The organism is Marinobacterium rhizophilum DSM 18822 (assembly GCF_000378045.1).
In the GTDB taxonomy this organism is placed as follows: Bacteria; Pseudomonadota; Gammaproteobacteria; order Pseudomonadales; family Balneatricaceae; genus Marinobacterium_A; species Marinobacterium_A rhizophilum.
Genome location: NZ_KB899090.1, coordinates 367,635 through 386,747, shown reverse-complemented (window position 1 = coordinate 386,747; position 19,113 = coordinate 367,635). Strand labels below are relative to the sequence as shown.

Sequence of the window (19,113 nt, the reverse complement as noted above, 5' to 3'; positions counted from 1 at the left end):
CCGGCGGGTTAATACATGAAGCAGGGATGCTTCATCATTGGCCGCAGGCCAATGCGAACGCCGCGGAAACCAGCATGTCCGCGCACCTGCGCCCGTTTCCGTGGCGTGATGTGCAAATAGGTAGGGAACCTATTTGCACACCAGGTTAATAAGCGTTGTGGGCTAGGGTCACTGCTCATTGATACCTCTAAGTAGGCGTGATTGAATGCCGCGATGTGAAAACGATTGAAGCTCGCAGGAAAATCCATGGCTGAATTTGAACAACTGGTCGTTGAAGATCTGATTGAAGGCACGGGTACTGAAGTGAAAAAGGGCGGTGCCTTGATCACGGCTCACTATCGTGGCTACCTGGAAGATGGAACTGAGTTTGATTCTTCGTACGACAGAGGTCAGCCGTTTCAGACGGTACTAAGCCGCAAGAAAGTTATCGCTGCCTGGGTCGAAGGCCTCACAGGCATGAAGGTGGGTGGCAAACGGAAACTGCTGGTGCCTGCGCAGATGGGTTACGGCGAGCGCGGCTTTGGTGAGAAGATACCGCCAAATTCGAATCTGATATTTGAAATTGAACTGCTGGAAGCGCTGAATCGGGATTAAATTGAACCCTGAACCCTGAACCCTGAACCCTGAACCCTGAACCCTGAACCCTGAACCCTGAACACGTGAACGCGGGCTGCCCTGACCCCAGCCCATATATCCCACGTTAAGAAAGCCAATAACTCAACACAGTCCAGTTAAACTCGACTTCTGGGCTGGTACCATCATGCCGGTAGCCATCTGTAATCGGACAATATCAATATGAGCTCTCCAGCCAACTTTTCCACCCTGCTGCAAGAGCCGCAAACCGGCCTGCACTTTCGCAAGCACAACAGCACCGTCGAGCCGCGGGCTCGCCTTCTGCTTTTGCACGGGGTCGGCGGCAACGAAACCAACCTGGCCAGCTTTGCAGACTACCTGCCCGCCGATCTGGAGGTCTTGCTGCTGCAGGCTCCCCTGCAGACTGGGCCCGAAGGTTATGCATGGTTTCAGGTCAGTTTCACCGCCCAGGGGCCCAGTATCAATGAAGCCCAGGCGGAGGCCAGCCGTGAGCTGCTACTGCGGTTCATTGGCGCACAGCCGCCGCTACCCACCGTGATTGCCGGCTTCAGCCAGGGCGGGATCATGAGTGCCAGTGTGGGCTTGAGTGCACCGGCACTGGTGGCCGGGTTCGGCCTGCTCAGCGGCCGCATTCTGCCAGAGCTGGAGCCGCGCATAGCGCCGCGCGAAGCACTGCAGCCGTTATCGGCCTTCATCGCCCACGGACGTCACGATGACAAGCTGCCGCTGTTCTGGGCCGAACGTGCCAGCGAGTGCCTGCAGCGCCTGGAGGTATCGCACCAGACACATGTTTACGAGATGAACCACGAAATCATCAAAGACGAACTGGTCGATTTTGTCGACTGGCTCAAACCAACGCTGGCGCTCAATTAATCGTCAGCACCGTTCTTGCGCCAGGCTCCGGGCTCCTGTCCTGCCTGTAAACACCTATTCACTGCTGCCTGCGAGTCCGCACGCAGGATGCCGCTGAGGACGCGTTGAGTCTCGAGCACGCTGACATCGTCTGTCGCGGGTATCCACTCGGATTTCAGATTCCGGAGCGGTTTTCCATGCGGGGAGGTTCAGGTGGTGTATACGTACCCATACTTACGTGACGGCAATGTGCCCGTGCGCAGGGCCAGTCTCGCTATACTTTTAGGAAAACACCTTTTGGCGCAGGCCAGCCATGCAGCTACAGCCCTTCAGCAACGCCGTTTCCTACCGTATCTGGCACGACAAGTACCGGCTTGTCGACACAGCGGGACGCGCGGAGCCCGGCATCGAGTCGACCTGGCAGCGTGTGGCACAGGCGCTGGCCCGCGGCGAAGGCACCGGGCGTCGCGACTGGGCGTCGCGCTTCGATACCCTGTTACGCGATTTCACCTTTCTGCCGGGGGGGCGGATCCTCGCCGGTGCCGGCAGCGGACGCCGGGTAACGCTGTTCAACTGTTTTGTCATGGGGCTGCTCGATGATTCCATCGACGGTATCTTCAGCGCGTTGCGCGAGGGTGCGATCACCATGCACCAGGGCGGCGGCATCGGGTACGATTTTTCGACCCTGCGCCCGTCCGGGATGAGGGCGGGGACCACCGGCAGCATCGCCTCGGGGCCGCTGTCGTTCATGCGTATCTGGGACAGTATGTGCGCGACGATGCTGTCGACCGGTGCACGACGTGGCGCCATGATGGCGACGCTGCGCTGCGATCATCCCGATATCGAGGCATTCATCGACGCCAAGCGGGACCCGCGGGAACTGCGCCACTTCAATGTGTCCGTGCAGATAAGCGATGCCTTCATGCAGGCGCTGGCACAAGACGCCGACTGGCCGCTGCTGTTTCCGCTGGAGTCCGGTGCGGTGCCGAATGGCGCCAACATCATCGAGCGCGCCTGGACCGGTACGGATGCGCCGGTGCCTTGCCGGGTCTGGCGCACCGTGCCCGCCAGGGAGCTGTGGCAGCGCATCATGCGCGCCGCCTTTGATTGCGCCGAGCCCGGCGTGCTGTTCGTTGACCGCATCAACGCCGACAACAATCTTGGTTACTGTGAGCGCATCAGTGCCACCAACCCCTGCGGCGAGATTCCGCTGCCCCCGTACGGTGCCTGCGATCTGGGGTCGATCAATCTCACCCGGTTCGTTGAGCACCCGTTCCGGCGCACGGCGCGGCTGGATCTGCAGGGCATCGGTGACTGCGCCGGGCTTACGGCGCGGATGCTCGACAACGTTATCAGCGTTTCACGCTTTCCGCTGCCCGCCCAGCGCCGGCAGGCAAGGGCGAGCCGGCGCATCGGCCTGGGCCTGACGGGCCTGGCGGATGCGCTGATCATGCTGGGCTTGCGGTATGACGAACCGGCCGCGCTTGAACTGGCGCAGCAGGTCATGCAGACCATCTGTCACAGCGCCTATCGGGCATCCATCGACATGGCGGCACAAAAAGGTGCTTTTCCACTGCTGCAGACCGAGCGCTATCTCGAGTCGGCCTTTGTCCAGCGGCTGCCGGCCGATATTCGCGATGGCATTGCGCGCCACGGCATCCGCAACAGCCATCTCTGCGCCATTGCACCGGCAGGCACCATCAGTCTGCTGGCCAACAACCTGTCCAGCGGGCTCGAACCGGTCTATGCGTTTCACCAGCACCGACGCATACTGCAGGCCGACGGCCGTTTCCACGACTGCGAGCTGACGGACTTCGCCGTGGCGCTGTGGCGTGACAGCGGCGGCCGGGGGGCGCTTCCCGGGGCCTTTGTCGAGGCCGGTGAGTTGGATAGCGATGCGCATCTGCGCATGCAGGCGGCGCTGCAGATGCACGTCGACAACGCCGTGTCCAAGACCATCAATGTACGCGAAGACTGCAGTTTCGAGGCCTTTGAGGCGCTCTATCGTCGCGCCCATGCCCTGGGACTCAAGGGGTGTACTGCCTTTCGGCCGAACTCGGTGACCGGTTCGATTCTGAGCCCGGAAGGTTCACCGGATACGGCAAGGCAGTGCTGCACGCCCGAGCGGGAAGCCGATTGATCGGGACAGGCATCCCATTCATTCCCATCATCGGGCCGGATTCCCCATCGCGTCGGCTCGATGAAAATTGACGGTAACGCGCTAATCGCAATGGTGCTTATAATGCAAAACATTACCAATTGGCGTGCATAGAGGAAGGACCCTTGAAACTGGTCATCGGCAACAAAAACTATTCGTCCTGGTCGCTGCGGCCCTGGCTGCTGCTGTCGTTCCATAACATCCCGTTCGAGGAAGAGCGCATCCCGCTGAACCAGCCCGATACTCAGGCGCGCATCGCCGCCTGCAGCGACGCCGGCAAGGTACCGGTTTTGCTGGACGATGGACTGACCGTCTGGGATTCGCTGGCAATCTGCGAGTATGTGTCGGAGGTTTACCTGGGTGGGGCAGGCTGGCCCGAATCTGCATCGGTGCGGGCCGAAGCCCGCGCCTGCAGCGCCGAGATGCACTCAGGCTTCCCCGAGATTCGTAACCGACTGCCGATGAACTGCCGCGCCATGGGGCGCCGCGTAGAGCTCACCGACGCGCTGCGGCGGGAAATTGCACGCATCGATCGTATCTGGTCGGGCTGCCGCCAGCGTCATGCCGCCGCCGGTCCCTGGCTGTTCGGGCAGTTCTCGATCGCCGACTGCATGTTCGCACCGGTGGCGTTTCGTTTTCGCACGTACGGGATCGAGCTGTCGCAACAGGCAGCAGGCTATATGCAGCATTTGCTGAGCGCCCATGCGCTGCGTCAGTGGATGGCACAGGCCGAGGCCGAGCCGGAGGTCATCGACGCTGAAGAGGTCGGGCGCTGAACGGCATTTGACGGCTTGGCCCCAGGTACGGGTCTTGGCTGAGCCGCGTAGAGATCGAGCAACCGGTAGCGGGCAGGAAAGGACGCCCGCCGGGACCTGCGGTGGCTGTCATCGTCATTCCCTCGAGGTGACGTTGCAGGCGGCTAGCGGCTGACGGTGCTTGGCGGCGGCATTTGCGTTTTTAAACAGTGTGCTAAGTTGCTGAAAGCAATCGGAAAAAAATAGAAGAAAAGGCTTGCGTTCGAAGTCGGCGTCACTATAATACGCACCATCTCTTCAGGACTATAGCTCAGTTGGTTAGAGCACCACCTTGACATGGTGGGGGTCAGCGGTTCGAGTCCGCTTAGTCCTACCAAATTTGGTAAACAAGAACAGCGGGTCAGCGAAAGCGGCCCGCTGTTTTTGTTTGTGGTTTTCCCAAATTTTTCCAAACCTGACTGGCAATGCCTCGCAATCCTCGGATTCAAGGACTGCATGTCGAACCCAGGTGGCAGGCGCTGTCTCTGCCGAGCCTGACGCTGTGACGCCAGAGGGGCTGAAGACCTTCGGTCGCGTTCATGCAGCGCCGCTGCTCACTTGCTGACAGACCCTCTGTGCATCACGCACGATGTCCTCAAATCGCTTGCCAGATCCCGCTGCGCCCAGGGCCGTCAGTTCCCATCCGGCTGTGTTGCGTTTCATGTACGCCATGATGACGCCGGTGTGGTGGCCTTTTTCCGAAAGGTTGAAGTGGGCGAGTTCCGTGTCGTTGGAAGGGTTCACGAGGCGGCAGTAAGCATTTTCAATATGGGTAAACGTTTGGCCACTGAAGCTGCTGATGGTGAAGACCAGGTACTGTGCACCTGCGGGCAGGCGGCTCAGCTCAACGCTGATTGTTTCGTCGTCGCCCGTCGCTGCGCGACGGAGATTGCCACCGCGGTGTTCGATGCAACCATCCCGCGATGTGCGCCGCCAGATCCAGATTGCATCGAGTAAGTCCCCGGTACTGTCCAGGACCAGGCACGACGCATTTATGTCGATGTCATCGTGGCCCAGCAGAATGCCGAGGATTCCCCATCTTTTCACCGGATTCCAGCCGATGCCCATGTTGATATGGGACAGTGTTGCGGCTGCTGTTTTTTCCAGTGAGATCGATTCATTTTTACTCAGTGTGACGGTCATGTGGCGCTCCTTGCCATATAAAGCGTGCTGCCGCCCGTCCGTGCCGGGTTAAGCAGGGACTCAGGGGGCTGAATCAGGCTGTATCTGCTGGAAGGCGAGACAGCGCGGCACTCGACAGTGCGGCACTCGACCGGCCTCTGCATCGCCCCGTTTTCCACGGTGGTTCTCGGTTGGATTCTTATGACTGGATCAAAGAGCGGCGATTGTATCGTCTTGTCGACAATACGGGCCCTTGGGTGAGCCTGTCGGGGCGCCGTTCTTTACCCTGCGTTGTAGGCCGACATGATCTGCGTACCGCTACAGGGATTGTCGACTCACTGAGTATAGCCCGGTTCATTGGTCTGTTAGGTAATGTGCGCGTGCAGGGGCGTGGCGCGTCAGCTGCTGGCGCATTGTCGCGCACTGTCGCGATGGGCACTGCCAGTCATGTGCCATCTGGGCGGGGAGGCCCGGCATGCCCTGTGTCCATGCCGGGCTTTCTTGTTGTACCAGGCCTGACGTACAGGCCTGGTTTTTCGGTGTGCTCGTGTCAGCTGCTGCGGTGGGCCAGCGCTTCGGCCGGTACCCTGGGCATGGTGCCTTCTGTACCGGGTGGTTGCCAGAAGAAGCGCAGCGTCGAGGTGTTTTTGCGCTCAAAGTAGCGCACGGTGAGCGGATACCAGCCAGGTTCGGTGACTTCCATGCTGCCATAATCGGCATAGCGGTCGGCATGCACATCGGGATCTTCAAGGATCATCTGCCCGTCGATTTCTACCCGCACGCCATCATTGGATTCCATCGTAAAGCGGTAGATACCGGCGGTGTCGAGGTGAATAAAGCCAGTGATTCGTGCCATGACGCCGTCGTCCAGGTCGCTGGTCAGTACGGTACCTGCGCCGACACTGGAGTTGAGCAGGCGAAGGTTCGGCCCGGGCTCACAGGGCTTTCTGGCTTCGAGCCTGATCATTTCGTCAATATGCCGAATCATTCCCTTGATATAACAAACTTCAAGTCCGGGCTGGAGGTTCTCTGCGGCAACGGGCGTTTGGGCCTGGGCCGGAATACAAAGCAGCAGGGCCGTGGCGCTCAGCAGGCTGGCAAGGGGCCGGGTGGGGATCAGTTTGCGCATGGTGTCTCCCGTGGATTTTTCTGCCTGCGCCATGGGCGCGGGCCTTTCGGGGTATTGGAACGCCAGCCCTCAGGCAGCATTCAATTCATTCTGCCTAAAGGCGCCGGCCAAGGCAATGATCCCGCCAGGAGGGCTGTTTGCCGCGTGCTGTAGGCCGCTCTTCATCAAGGAAGGCGCCCATGATTATTGATCCGGCTGGCAAATACAGTGTCGGTGGCAGCGGTGCCGAAAAACTGCAGGAGCCCCGCTCCGCGGGCGAACAGGGCTTGGGCGGAACCGGATTCGCCCGAAGACAGGTCTCCTGCAGACGCTGTTCAACCACCGAGGGCAGCACTCGATAGGCGCCTGCCGCCTGAATAAGGATATGAATGAACCTGTTTGCAGGCCAGGTTATTTAGCATCTGTGTTTGATCTATTCACCCTTCGATTAGCAGCGCTTCAGGGCCGGCCCAGACTCTCGGTCACGATGGGGGTGCTGATATCGGTATTTTGCGCGATTTCGATCAGGGCGGCGCTACTGCCGGGGCGTGCGAGCAAGAAGCCCTGCAACTCATCGCAGCCCAGCTTCATGAGAATATCCTGTTGCGCCCGGGTCTCTACCCCCTCGGCCACGACCTTTAAGTGCAGGCTGTGGGCCATGGTGATAATTCCCTCAATCAGGCTTTCGTCGTGGGTATTACCGGGTAGGTCCATGACAAAGGAACGGTCGATCTTGAGGGTGTTGACGGGCAGTTTCTTCAGGTACGCCAGGGATGAATAGCCGGTGCCAAAGTCGTCAATGGACAGTGATATGCCGATGTCACGCAGTTCATGCAGAGTGCCAAGTATGCGGTTGATATCCTCAATAACGACGCTTTCGGTAATTTCCAGTTCCAGCAGTTCAGCCGGCAGCTGGCTGAGCCGCAGAGCATCACAGATATCGGGTATCATTTCCGGATCGCGCAACTGACGTGGTGACAGGTTCACTGATACCGGGATCGGGTAGGGGCTCTGGCGATTCCACTCCATGGCCGCGCTGCAGGCCTGCTGCAGTGCCCAGGGGCCCAGCTGCAGGATCATGCCCGACTCTTCGGCCAGGGGGATAAAGGTGTAAGGCGACACCAGGCCGTACTCCGGGTGTTGCCAGCGCATCAGGGCTTCGGCGCCAAGGATTTTCCGGCCCTGGATATCAAAGCGCGGCTGGTACTCCATAAAGAGTTCGCCATTGGCCAGTGCGCGCCTGAGGCTGTCGTTAAGTTGCTGGTGGTGCCTGGCCTGCTGATTAATACCGGTGTCAAAGAAGTGGATGGCGTTGCGGCTCTGCGGTTTGACATGGTGCGCCGCGCTGTCGGCCTTGGCCAGCAGGGCATTGGCGTCTGTGGCATCGTCGGGGAACAGGGCAATACCGATGGTACAGGTCACATTGGTTTCGACGTTGTTCAGCGAAAAGGGCCGCTGAAAGGCCTGCTGTATAGTGCGTGCAACGGTATGACTGCTGCTGGCGTCGGGAATATTCTCCAGCATAATGCAGAATTCGTCGCTACCCAGGCGTGCCAGGGTTTCGCCCGGCGGCAGACAGCTTTCGATCCGTTTGGCCGTTTCGCGCAGCAACTGATCGCCTACAGCGTGACTCTGGCTTTCGTTAATGCTCTTGAAATCATCAATGTCGACAAAAAGCAGCGCCACGGTATCCTTGTTTTGGTCTGCCCCGCGTATGACCCGTTCCAGCCGCTCGCAGAATAGCTGGCGATTAGGGAGTCCGGTGAGGCCGTCATAGCGCGATAGGATCGAAAGCGGTTGCGCGGTGTCATGAATCTGGCTTATGTCGAACAATACGGCGACGTATCGGCTTTCTGTGCTGTTACCCGTAACGTCGTTCGGCAGGCGTGACACCGACAGCCAGACCGGCATCATATCGCCGTTGGCCCGCAGCAGAATCGTTTCACTTTGCAGCTGGGCGTTGTGTTCAAGCTGTTGCACCAACTGTGGTCGTTCTGTCAGGGGCCGAAGAGGCTTGCCGCAGGCCTGATTCGGGGTAAAGCCACTGATACGCGTAAAGGCGGCATTGCTGACGAGGATGTTTTTGTTCTCGTCGAGCACCAGGATTGCTTCGTTAACGTGGTCGAATACCTCGCCGGCCAGTTTCAGGTGGTTGGCAGCCAGCTTGTACTCGGTGATATCAACGATGATGCCGCCAATGCCCTCGATATCACCGTTATTGTCCAGTGTCGGGAACAGGGTGCCAAAAAAATCGCGCCGGCCAAGGTTAGCGGTATCGCTGCTGTATTCGATGCGGACCTGCGTGCCTTTGGCCAGCACCTGGCGGTCTGCCTGGGTGAGTTGTTGTGCAAGTGCGTCCGGGTAGAGGTCCTGGTCGCGCCGGTCGATGATCTGGTTTTCGCTCAGGCCAATGGATTTGGCACAGGCTCGGTTGACCATGCGGTAGCGCAGCTCGCGGTCCTTGATAAAGGTGAGGTTGGGCGTATTGGACAGGATCGTTGCGAGTTGATTTTCATTATTTCGCAGGCGCTGCAGCATGGCGTCGACGGCGTCTTTCAGCGGTTCCATTTCAGGTGTTTGAGCACTGAACGCACTCTTGGTACCGGGCACGGATTCGACATAGCGACGCAGTTGCCGTATCGGCCGCTGGGTGAGCCGACAGAGCACCAGCACCAGCAAGGCCGCTGTCAGCAGGGCACCGAGCAGGCCATAGCCAATTTTTCCTGCAAGGGAATGGCGCATGAGGTTGCCGGCGTGGTCTGGAAGAAGCAGTCGGACTTCGAAGCGGTTGTCCGGTCCTATGGACAGGGCGTGGGACTGTATCACCGTGCCGTCAGGTATCGGTGCATCGCTTGCGCCATGCGTACTGGCATCCAGTACGCTCAGCTGATCCTGCGCTTCAACCAGGGCGCCGATGCGCCGGTTGTCCGTATAGAGGCCAATGGCCCGAGCGTCGGACATTGACTGGATCTGATTAAGTATCCAGAAGTTGTCATTGAGAATCACAAATGAGTGCAGATAACCGATAACCTCGCCGAAAGGCGCGGCAATAATGGGCAGGCTCAGACGCAGCAGCTGGTAGTCCTGCTGTTGTTGCCGGGTTGTCAGGGTTGCCCAGGTGTCGGGCAGTATCCGGCTCGATGCGAGTTCGGCCAGGGGCAGGTAGATATTGAAGAGTGCGGCGCCTGGCACCAGGGTCAGGGGGCCATCCTTGAGCTGAACGGCGAAGGCCTGGATGTGGTCGCCCGCGCGGCTGTTAATGCTCTTTTGTAACAGTGATTTGATTTGCGCAGTATTGCCGGTGCTGGCTTCCTTGATCAGTTGCTGGGTTTCGGCAAGCGTTGCGGATGAGCGCGCGATTCCCTGCAAGTGGCTGTCAAAAAGCTGGTTGATCAGGGCAGCATGGCGTCGATACGAAAGCGCCTGTTCCTGCTCAAGCACCTGCATGGAACTCTGGTAGGCGGGTGCCAGCAACAGCAACGAAATTGCCAGTGTCGCCGTGATGACGATGCCCAACACAGTGCTGGTAAAACTCAGTTTACGCAATTTTGGCCTCCTTGCCTGCGCGCAGTTTTATTCAGCTGCACTGTAACGAAAAGCCTTGTCTGTCAGTGCATTGAGTTCAACTGCCGGGGTATCTTTCGTAATCAGTACCATTTCACCGGAAAAAATCTGGGGTACCTGATCGGAGCGTTGTTCCAGTTCGGCCTTGATTGCTTCGGCCATGGCGACGCCGTTGTCGTCATTCATGCGCATGACCGTAAGGTCCAGTTCTCCGCGGCCCAGGGCTTCAAGCTCGGGCCGGCCGCCGCCCCAGCCATTAACCGTCACCTGGTCGAGCTTGTCACGCAGGCGCAATGCTTCGATGGCACCAAGGGCAGTATCGGTGCTGCAGGCAAACAGCATGTTCAGTTGCGGATGACGATCGAGCTCCTGCAGTGTCGCATCACGCGCCCGGTCAGGGTCATTATCCGTATAGTAGCTGCCGAGCAGGCGAGTATTCGGTTTGTCGTTGCCCAGGCGAATAAAGGTGTCTCCCCGCAGTTGGCTGATATAGCCGTGGGAATGGTACAGCATGGCGTACTGGCTCGGGCTGTCGGAAAGCATTTTTCCCGCCAGCAGGCGGGTACCGGCCTGATGATCGAAGCCGACATACAGGAAGGGTGGGTGGGCAGACCAGTCCTGTAGCGGCGTCGTGACATTTTGCAGAATCAGTTTGGGTTTCTTCTGCGCCAGTATTGTTTCGATCAGCTGGCGATGTATCAGTGCACCGAGGGTAAATATCAGGTAGTCCGGCTTCCAGTCCAGTGACCGCTGCAGCTGGGTCGCCAGCACGGAGGGGTCATCGTCGAGGGCTGAAAGATGCGTCATCAGTTCATAGGTGATCTGCAGTTCCTTGAGCCGCGCTTCGAATGCCTTGATGCTGAGGTGCCAGTAATCCGAGTTCTGAAAGGCCGGATAGATAATCGCGATGCGTACGGGGCTGTTCTGGGGCTGGTTTAGTGCGACGGCAGGGCCGCTGACGACGCTGGCAAAATCTGCCATGAGGCTGATCTGCTCGGGGTGCTGCTGCAGGTACTCATCCAGCGGCGTGAAGTTTTCTTCACTGAAGGCCCCCGCCGGCATCAGGAGAAATATGATGAATGCCAGACAGCAACCCAGCTTTGGGCGCGGTGACAATAAGTGGTAGTTCCTGGCTAGACGCATGACGATATCCCTATTCCATTAGATAGCCTCAGAACCGTCGTACTGAGGCCTGTCCAGGCCGTCCACTGTAGGCCAGGCCCCGCGTCGGATGCAAGCACAGGCCTGGCATGATAAAGGGCAGTCGCTTCAGGCGGTGCGGCCCAGGCTGTGTCGAGCCTTATTTTAAACGATGCAACTCTAATTATCCTGCGTTTGTGATTCACCCGGCGCGATATTGATCCGGTGGCAAGTTAGGTCGTCAGCAGCGGTTGAATACAGTGGCGCAGGACAGGCCACCAACGTCCAACGGCCAATGCGAGCCCATGAAAATTCGGGGATTTCACAAGATTCCGCCCGGTTAATACGCAGATGAAGTGGTGAATCTGCCTGCCGGCCGGTTTATCAGGGCTGCGGGTGACCTGGGGCCTGCCTGGGGGGCAATGCTCAGGCCCCGGGTCTGATGGCTGAAATAAGCCCTTGTGGCATCGGGGCCAGGCTCATTGTTGTGCGCACGCTGAGCAAATATAGGAGGGAGCGCGGGCTCCACAAACCGTACAGCAGCGCCTGCTGCTGCACGGTGTCGCCCTGGAGGCCGTGGTGGGTGTGCCTGGTCAGTCCTTGTCCAGACCCAGTTCGTCTATCGATATTTCGCGCATTTTGAATTTTTGAATCTTGCCGGTCACCGTCATTGGGAACTCTTCGACAAACTTGAAGTAGCGCGGAATCTTGAAGTGCGTGATTTGCCCCTTGCAGAAGGCGCGCAGGTCATCGGCACTGACGCTGGGAGCGCCGGGTTGCAGCTTGACCCAGGCGATCAACTCCTCGCCGAATTTCTTGTCCGGTACGCCGGTGACCTGTACGTCGGAGATGGCGGGGTGGGTGTACAGAAACTCTTCGACTTCCTTGGGGTACACGTTCTCGCCACCGCGAATCACCATGTCCTTGATGCGGCCAACGATCTGTATATAGCCCTCGTCATCCATGCAGGCGAGATCCTCGGTGTGCATCCAGCCGTTCGAGTCAATTGCAGCCTCGGTCGCCGCCTGGTTGTTCCAGTAGCGCAGCATGACACTGTAGCCGCGGGTGCAGAGTTCGCCGATGCTGCCGCGCGGGACGATCTTGCCGGTCGCTGGATCTATGATCTTGGATTCCAGGTGGGGCTGGGTGCGCCCGACGGTGGTGACGCGCTTGTCGAATGGGTCGTCGGCAGCCGTCTGGGTCGATACCGGGCTTGTTTCGGTCATGCCATAGGCGATCTGCACTTCCTGCATGTGCATCTTGGCGTTCACGGCCTTCATGACTTCAGCCGGGCAGATGGAGCCGGCCATGATGCCGGTGCGCAGCGAACTGAGGTCGTAGCCGGCGAAGTCCGGGTGATCCAGCTCGGCGATAAACATGGTGGGCACGCCGTAAAGGGCGGTGGCGCGCTCCTCGGCAACGGTGTCCAGCACGGTTTTGGGATCGAAGCCTTCGCCCGGATAGATCATGGTGGCGCCGTGGGTGATGCAGCCGAGATTCCCCATTACCATGCCAAAGCAATGATAGAGCGGCACCGGAATAACCAGTCGGTCCTTTTCGGTGAAGCCCATACTGTGTGCGACAGAGAAGCCGTTATTCAGAATATTGTGGTGCGACAGCGTCGCGCCCTTGGGGAACCCGGTGGTGCCTGAGGTGTACTGGATGTTGATCGGGTCGTCAAACTGCAGGTCGGCCTGGGCCTGTGCCAGGGTTGCATCGTCCACGCCAGCGCTCTTTTCAATAAGGTCGTGCCAGCTCCACATGCCGTCATGGGGCTGCTCGGCCAGATTGACGACCATTTCCAGCTGCGGTACCCGGGTGGCCTTCAGCTGGCCTGCCGCACAGTCCTTTAGCTCGGGGGCCAGTTCATACAGCATCTGGGTGTAGTCTGAGCTCTTGAAACGCTCGGCGGTGACCAGCAGGCGTGGGGTCGAGTGATTCAGCGCGTAGTCCAGCTCGTGCAGGCGGTAGGCCGGATTGATGTTCACCAGGATGGCACCGATCTTGGCCGTGGCAAACTGCAGCGTGGTCCACTGGGCATTGTTGGGTGACCAGATTGCGACACGATCCCCCTGCTTGATGCCAATGGCCAGCAGTGCGCGGGCACAGCGGTTGACCTGCTGCTGCAGTTCGCGATAGGTCCAGCGGATGCCCTGGTGACGCACGATCAGGGCGTCATTGTCTGGGTAGCGGGCGGCCGTCTGGTCGAACTTGTCGCCGATCGTCATGCCGATCAGAGGCTGATCCGAGGTGCCGCTGGTATAGCTGGGAAGTGCATTGCTCATGGGGTGTGAACCTCGTTGTTTTTATGGCTCAATCAGTCGAAACAAATGGGGCTGGCGCCGGGCTCGGGGCGGGAATTCAGGCGGCACCCGGGTCGTCGGCAGGCTCCTCGGCGACGCTGGTGCGGTAGCTGGCGTGGTATTCGGGATTCGGCTGCATCTCGACGGCGCCGGCGAGCCGGTTGGTCATGTTGTAGAAGCCGGTGAGGCTGGCGATATCCCAGATATCGGTATCGCTAAAGCCTTGCTCGCGCAGATGTTGGCGGTCGGCTTCCTCGATGGCCTGGGGCTGCTCGGTCAGCCGCTGTGCAAAATCCAGCATGGCGCGCTGGCGCGGCGCCAGGTTGGCGACCCGGTAGTTCATGATCAGCTGTTCACCCAGCAGAGGGTCACCAGAGTATTGACGTACGGCGGCACCGTGGGCGCTCAGGCAGTAAAAGCAGCGGTTCTGAGCCGAGACCACGACGGCAATCATCTCCCGTTCCAGCGTGCTCAGGCCGCTGGCGCCAAACATCAGCTCGTTGTAGACGCGGGTAAAGGCGTCGAGTTGCTCAAGGTTGTGGCTGTACGCGGTGAGAACATTGGGTACCAGGCCGAGTTTTTCCTGGCATTTTGCAAAATACTGCGCGACTGGCTCCGGCAGGTCCTCGGGCGCCGGAAGGGGCAGGTTCAGCGCGGTAACCGGGGCCTGGCGCTGACGGTCGTTGGTCTGGGGCATGGTGGCGTTTTTCCCTGCCTGGCACAGGTGCCGGCGTTGTTGGTATCAGCATTAATGCGCTGACTGTCGCCATGCCTGTACAGGGTGTAATCGCCCACGCTCCCAGCAGTGTGGGACGGAGCGTTATTTCTGTGCGGCCTTGGCGTCTTTGCCCTCGGATATCAGAGCGTTCAGCGCTTCGTTACAGCGTAGTTCGGCGCCGTCGAGCTCCTGCTGCATCATGGCGATGTCGCGCAGTTGCTGTTCCAGTGCCTGTCTTTTCTCTGCGATTCGCGTGAGCATCAGCCGCAGTTGCAGCTCGCTGCCGCTGCTGCTGTGATCCCAGAGTTCGAAAAGTTCGCGGCATTCGGTGAGCGAAAACCCCAGCCGCTTGCCCCGCAGAATCAGCTTGAGACGCACCCGGTCCTGACGACTGTAAATGCGCGTCTGACCACGTCTTTGCGGCGCGAGCAGTCCCTGATCTTCGTAGAAGCGAATACTGCGCGTTGTAATGTCAAACTCCTTCGCGAGATCGCTGATGGAGTAGCTGGTTTGTGTATTCATGTCTGACTCTTTGGTTGGATCCGAGGGTAAAACAAGTTTACGTGAACGTAAATATCCTTCTCTGATGACTGAAAGCTTAGCGCAGTCTGTGGAGGTTTTGTAAGTGACTGAAAGATAAGGGAAGAGAAAGCCGGGTCGAGGCAGAAAACAAGATTCTTGTTAGACTAAAGTAGTAGGTGTAAGCCCTTATTTTTGTGTGCTGGAGATTGACCCCAGTGCCCCAAACGCGCGACAGTACGCCTATAAATCGTGCCTGCCACCCTGGTGGCAGGTGCGGCCGCAGGTCGGGGAGGGGTCGTTGTGCACTCCCGGTCCTAACTTTATGTTCACGCGTAGGTTTACGTTTACGTAAACTGTAAAACGTCTGTCTAGTGTCTATTGCGAGGTGTTTATGAGTCGGGATTCGGTGGTTATTCTGGGCGCAGCCCGTACTCCCATGGGGGGCATGATGGGCGCGTTTTCGACGGTGCCGGCACCGCAGCTTGGTGGTACCGCCATCGCGGCGGCAGTGGAGCGGGCCGGGCTCTCGCCTGAGGATATCGACGAGGTGCTGATGGGCTGCGTCCTGCCGGCGGGCCTCGGCCAGGCACCGGCACGCCAGGCGTCCCTGGCCGCAGGCATTCCGGTCGCAACGGGGTGCACGACGGTGAACAAGATGTGCGGTTCCGGCATGAAGGCGGTGATGCAGGCCCACGACCAGATCCTTGCCGGTTCCGCGCTCACGATGGTCGCCGGCGGCATGGAAAACATGAGCCGGGCACCCTACTTGCTGCCTGCGGCACGCCAGGGCATGCGCATGGGACACGGCCAGGTGATCGATCACATGTTCTGCGACGGCCTTGAAGATGCCTACAAGGGCGGGCTTATGGGCGCCTTTGCACAGCAGGCCGCGGATCGCTTTGATGTAAGCCGTGAGGCCATGGATGATTTTGCCATCGGTTCGCTGGAAAAAGCGCTGGCGGCGATTGAATCCGGCGCTTTCCAGGCCGAGATTGCCGCCGTGACGGTGGCTGGCCGGGGCGGGGATACTCAAGTGGATACCGACGAGCAGCCCGGCAATGCCCGGCCTGACAAAATTCGCGGTTTGAAACCGGCCTTTGCGAAGAACGGTTCAGTGACGGCGGCCAATTCCAGTTCCATCTCCGACGGCGCCTCGGCCCTGGTGCTCATGGCCGGTGCCGAGGCGCAGCAACGGGGCTTGCAGCCCATGGCACGCATTGTGGCGCACTCGACCCATGCCCAGTTGCCGGAGGAATTCACCATCGCACCCATCGGTGCCATCGAAAAAGTGCTGCACAAGGCGGGCTGGCAAGCCGACGAGGTGGACCTGTTCGAGATCAATGAGGCCTTCGCCGTGGTCACCATGCTGGCAGTGCGCGAGCTGGGGCTCGATCCCGCCCGGGTCAATGTGCATGGCGGTGCCTGCGCACTGGGTCATCCGATTGGTTCCAGTGGTTCGCGCATACTGGTGACGCTGTTGCATGCGCTCAAGCAGCGTGGCCTTCGCAAGGGAATTGCGTCCCTGTGTATCGGTGGCGGTGAAGCCACGGCGGTGGCAATCGAACTGATGTGACGCCAGGCCGACGTTGCCCTTTTGGCGTTGAATCTTAAGGCCTGTGCAGGGGTTTTGAGTCAATACAAAGCCCCTGCACGGGCTTCAGCTCTTGTAGCTGAAGCCGCCGAGCCGGATGCGTCGGTACTGGCTCGGGGACATGCCCATGGCTTTCTTGAAGATGCGTGAAAAGTAATAGGCATCTTCGTACCCCAGCGCCCAGGCAACTTCGTTGACACCCTTGCTGGTGACGTCCAGCAGGTGGCACGCCCGTTCAATCTTCAGGTGGATAAAGTGGCTGATGGGTGTGGTGCCGGTCAGTGCCTTGTACTTCTTGATGAAATGAAACTTGGACAGGTTGACGGCCTGGGCCAGGGTGTCGATATCGAGCTGCTCATGCAGCCGTGCCTGCATCAGGCCGTGGATGGTTTCCAGGTCCATGCTGTCGCTGGCCTGGCGCGTTGCCATGGGCTTGAGGAGCGCAATATGTGTCAGAAGCTGACGCAGCTGATTGGCGCAGTGCACAAAGGCGGCCAGGTTGTGGCTGGCCTGGCGGGCATCGAGCAGCGCCTCGAAGTCGGCCACCAGGCGGGAATGAATCCCCAGTGGCAACAGTGCCGAGCCGTCGTCAGCGTCGAGCGGATGGACAAATTCCGCCGCCAGCTCGCCTTCAAAGTGGACCCACAGAATGCTCCAGGGATCCTGGTCACGGGTTTCGTAGCTGTGGCTGCGTCCCCGCGGCAGTATCACAAGATCCCCCGGTTTGACTGTGCGCGTACGCCCGTTCAGGGTCAGTCTGCCACGGCCCTCAAGGCAGTAGATCAGCAGGTTGTCGTCGTGATGGGTACGCTGCATATGGTGCCCGCGGGCATGCTGATAGTAACCGATGCCCAGCGGATACAGCTGGGCGCTCAAAGGATGGGCGGCCAGCGCGGCAACCATGCGCTTGGGAATAACAAAGCGGATGCTGTCGCTCGTCAGTGGCCAGCTGGAAGGGGTGCTCATGGCGCCAGTCCTGAGTTGGGGAAACTATGTAGTGGATGACAATATAGTCCATCAAGTGCGCAAGATTATCAATCAGCCCAGCCCGCCCTCCATGGTACAAAGAACCTATTGTGCAGTAACGGCCCAGACCGGCCGCCGTGATAACACCCGATAACAGTAACCATAAACAGGTGATAGCAATGACACAGCATGTTCCTCTTCTGATTGGCGGTGAAATGCGCCGCAGTGAAACACAGCAGTGGATTCCGCTGACCGACCCTGCCACCCAGGAAGTCATCGCACAGGTGCCCTGTGCCACGACCGAGGAAGTCGATCTGGCGGTGGCAACGGCCAAAAAGGCCTTTGAAAGCTGGAAAGAGACGCCGGTGTCCGAGCGCGCGCGCCTGATGCTGCGCTACCAGGACCTGCTCAAGCAGCACCACGACGAGATCGCCACGATTCTGGCGAAGGAAACCGGCAAGACATTTGAGGATGCCAAGGGTGATGTCTGGCGCGGTATCGAGGTGGTGGAGCACGCCTGCAACATTGCCTCCCTGTCCATGGGCGAGACTGTTGAAAACGTGGCCCGCAAGATTGATTGCTACAGCTACACCCAGCCGCTGGGCGTCTGCGCCGGCATCACCCCCTTTAATTTCCCGGCCATGATTCCGTTGTGGATGTTTCCCATGGCGATTGCCTGTGGCAACACCTTTGTACTGAAACCGTCCGAACAGGACCCCCTGACGCCGATGCGCCTGGCGGAGCTGTTCAAGGAAGCGGGGGCGCCGGATGGCCTGCTGCAGGTTGTTCATGGTGGCAAGGAGCAGGTCGACCAGATTCTGCATCACCCCGATGTCCCGGCTATCTCCTTTGTGGGCTCGGTTGCCGTCGGTGAGCATATTTACCGCACCGGTACGGCCAACATGAAGCGCGTACAGGCCTTCGCGGGTGCGAAGAACCATATGGTGATCATGCCGGATGCGCAGAAGCAGCATGTGATCAATAACCTGGTGGGGGCGTCCGTGGGCGCTGGCGGCCAGCGCTGCATGGCCATTTCGGTGGCGGTGTTCGTCGGCGAGTCCCGCAACTGGATTCCGGAGCTGCGAGAAGCCCTGGCCCAGGTGCGTCCGGGTCGCTGGGATGATCCCAAGGCCGGTTATGGTCCCCTGATCAATCCCCAGGCCCGTGAGCGGGTGCTGCGCTTTATCCAGGAAGGCAAGGATGCGGGCGCGGACTGCGTGCTCGATGGCAGTGAATGTGTGGTGGAAGGTGCACCGGACGGCAACTGGGTCGGCCCGACGCTGTTCACCAAGGTAACGCCGCAGATGTCGATCTACCGTGAGGAGATCTTCGGTCCGGTGCTGGTGGCCATTGAAGCGGACACGCTGGATGAGGCCATCGAGCTGATCAATGCCAATCCGTATGGTAACGGGACTTCGATCTTCACCGCCTCCGGGGCTGCGGCACGCAAGTACCAGCACGAGATTCAGGTCGGCCAGGTCGGTATCAACGTGCCGGTGCCGGTGCCCCTGCCATTCTTCTCGTTCACCGGCTGGAGAAAATCCTTCTATGGCGATCAGCATGCCTATGGCAAGCAGGCGGTGCGTTTCTACACTGAAACCAAGACCGTGACCGCGCGCTGGTTCGAGGATGATATTGCCGGCGGTCCCAACATGACGATTCAGTTGAAGTAACAGGCGCA

The 19,113-nt window shown here is 59.4% G+C and carries 14 protein-coding genes and 1 tRNA gene; 7 read left to right on the top strand and 8 right to left on the bottom strand.

Features of this window, described 5'->3' with window-relative positions; genetic code table 11:
• Window positions 1–246: 246 nt before the first annotated feature.
• The 5 genes from F451_RS0103595 (at window position 247) to F451_RS0103575 (ending at window position 4,735) form a co-directional block, all read left to right on the top strand.
• On the top strand, window positions 247–594 hold the full coding sequence (locus F451_RS0103595; RefSeq protein ID WP_020679987.1) for an FKBP-type peptidyl-prolyl cis-trans isomerase: 348 nt from the start codon (window positions 247–249) through the stop codon (window positions 592–594).
• 201 nt (window positions 595–795) lie between these two features.
• The gene (locus tag F451_RS0103590; RefSeq protein WP_020679986.1) at window positions 796–1,467 is read left to right on the top strand and encodes an alpha/beta hydrolase; all 672 of its coding nucleotides are present in this window, start codon (window positions 796–798) and stop codon (window positions 1,465–1,467) included.
• 292 nt (window positions 1,468–1,759) lie between these two features.
• Window positions 1,760–3,586 carry an adenosylcobalamin-dependent ribonucleoside-diphosphate reductase gene (locus F451_RS0103585; protein ID WP_020679985.1) on the top strand — a complete coding sequence of 609 codons (1,827 nt, stop codon included), beginning with the start codon at window positions 1,760–1,762 and terminating at the stop codon, window positions 3,584–3,586.
• A gap of 143 nt (window positions 3,587–3,729) precedes the next feature.
• Entirely contained in the window at window positions 3,730–4,380 is a 651-nt protein-coding gene (locus tag F451_RS0103580; protein ID WP_020679984.1) for a glutathione S-transferase family protein, read from the top strand.
• 278 nt (window positions 4,381–4,658) lie between these two features.
• Window positions 4,659–4,735: transfer RNA gene (locus F451_RS0103575), tRNA-Val, on the top strand.
• Window positions 4,736–4,935: 200 nt separating this feature from the next.
• On the opposite strand, the gene F451_RS0103570 is transcribed toward F451_RS0103575, so the two are convergent.
• From F451_RS0103570 to F451_RS0103535, 7 genes are all read right to left on the bottom strand, one after another.
• Entirely contained in the window at window positions 4,936–5,541 is a 606-nt protein-coding gene (locus tag F451_RS0103570) for a TerD family protein (protein ID WP_020679983.1), read from the bottom strand.
• 529 nt (window positions 5,542–6,070) lie between these two features.
• Window positions 6,071–6,649, bottom strand: a complete 579-nt coding sequence (locus tag F451_RS0103565; protein WP_169434430.1) for a PA14 domain-containing protein — start codon at window positions 6,647–6,649, stop codon at window positions 6,071–6,073.
• Window positions 6,650–7,087: 438 nt separating this feature from the next.
• Window positions 7,088–10,174, bottom strand: coding sequence for an EAL domain-containing protein (locus F451_RS26535; RefSeq protein WP_020679980.1), 3,087 nt, complete (start codon window positions 10,172–10,174; stop codon window positions 7,088–7,090).
• 27 nt (window positions 10,175–10,201) lie between these two features.
• Window positions 10,202–11,335: a substrate-binding domain-containing protein gene (locus F451_RS0103550; protein WP_083928327.1), complete on the bottom strand. Its 1,134-nt coding sequence runs from the start codon at window positions 11,333–11,335 to the stop codon at window positions 10,202–10,204.
• Between the two features lie 590 nt (window positions 11,336–11,925).
• Window positions 11,926–13,617, bottom strand: coding sequence for an AMP-binding protein (locus F451_RS0103545; protein WP_020679978.1), 1,692 nt, complete (start codon window positions 13,615–13,617; stop codon window positions 11,926–11,928).
• 76 nt (window positions 13,618–13,693) lie between these two features.
• Complete coding sequence (locus F451_RS0103540) at window positions 13,694–14,332, bottom strand: peroxidase-related enzyme (RefSeq protein WP_020679977.1); 639 nt, start codon at window positions 14,330–14,332, stop codon at window positions 13,694–13,696.
• Window positions 14,333–14,455: 123 nt separating this feature from the next.
• The gene (locus F451_RS0103535; RefSeq protein WP_020679976.1) at window positions 14,456–14,875 is read right to left on the bottom strand and encodes a MerR family transcriptional regulator; all 420 of its coding nucleotides are present in this window, start codon (window positions 14,873–14,875) and stop codon (window positions 14,456–14,458) included.
• A 391-nt stretch (window positions 14,876–15,266) separates the two neighbouring features.
• Here F451_RS0103535 and F451_RS0103530 point away from each other — a divergent pair, with 391 nt between their 5' ends.
• Window positions 15,267–16,448, top strand: a complete 1,182-nt coding sequence (locus tag F451_RS0103530; RefSeq protein ID WP_026291475.1) for an acetyl-CoA C-acyltransferase — start codon at window positions 15,267–15,269, stop codon at window positions 16,446–16,448.
• Window positions 16,449–16,532: 84 nt separating this feature from the next.
• On the opposite strand, the gene F451_RS0103525 is transcribed toward F451_RS0103530, so the two are convergent.
• On the bottom strand, window positions 16,533–17,432 hold the full coding sequence (locus tag F451_RS0103525) for an AraC family transcriptional regulator (protein ID WP_020679974.1): 900 nt from the start codon (window positions 17,430–17,432) through the stop codon (window positions 16,533–16,535).
• Between the two features lie 179 nt (window positions 17,433–17,611).
• On the opposite strand from F451_RS0103525, the gene F451_RS0103520 reads away from it, so the two are divergent.
• A complete protein-coding gene (locus F451_RS0103520) occupies window positions 17,612–19,105 on the top strand; it encodes a CoA-acylating methylmalonate-semialdehyde dehydrogenase (RefSeq protein ID WP_020679973.1) in 1,494 nt (497 codons plus the stop codon).
• Window positions 19,106–19,113: the final 8 nt, after the last annotated feature.

Bases quoted from the DNA above. Each gene is read 5' to 3' on its own strand.
- F451_RS0103570 (WP_020679983.1), bottom strand. From the start codon at position 5,541: ATGACCGTCACACTGAGTAAAAATGAATCGATCTCACTGGAAAAAACA.
- F451_RS0103595 (WP_020679987.1), top strand. From the start codon at position 247: ATGGCTGAATTTGAACAACTGGTCGTTGAAGATCTGATTGAAGGCACG.
- F451_RS0103535 (WP_020679976.1), bottom strand. From the start codon at position 14,875: ATGAATACACAAACCAGCTACTCCATCAGCGATCTCGCGAAGGAGTTT.
- F451_RS0103540 (WP_020679977.1), bottom strand. From the start codon at position 14,332: ATGCCCCAGACCAACGACCGTCAGCGCCAGGCCCCGGTTACCGCGCTG.
- F451_RS0103520 (WP_020679973.1), top strand. From the start codon at position 17,612: ATGACACAGCATGTTCCTCTTCTGATTGGCGGTGAAATGCGCCGCAGT.
- F451_RS0103525 (WP_020679974.1), bottom strand. From the start codon at position 17,432: ATGAGCACCCCTTCCAGCTGGCCACTGACGAGCGACAGCATCCGCTTT.
- F451_RS0103590 (WP_020679986.1), top strand. From the start codon at position 796: ATGAGCTCTCCAGCCAACTTTTCCACCCTGCTGCAAGAGCCGCAAACC.
- F451_RS0103550 (WP_083928327.1), bottom strand. From the start codon at position 11,335: ATGCGTCTAGCCAGGAACTACCACTTATTGTCACCGCGCCCAAAGCTG.
- F451_RS0103585 (WP_020679985.1), top strand. From the start codon at position 1,760: ATGCAGCTACAGCCCTTCAGCAACGCCGTTTCCTACCGTATCTGGCAC.
- F451_RS0103565 (WP_169434430.1), bottom strand. From the start codon at position 6,649: ATGCGCAAACTGATCCCCACCCGGCCCCTTGCCAGCCTGCTGAGCGCC.
- F451_RS0103545 (WP_020679978.1), bottom strand. From the start codon at position 13,617: ATGAGCAATGCACTTCCCAGCTATACCAGCGGCACCTCGGATCAGCCT.
- F451_RS0103530 (WP_026291475.1), top strand. From the start codon at position 15,267: ATGAGTCGGGATTCGGTGGTTATTCTGGGCGCAGCCCGTACTCCCATG.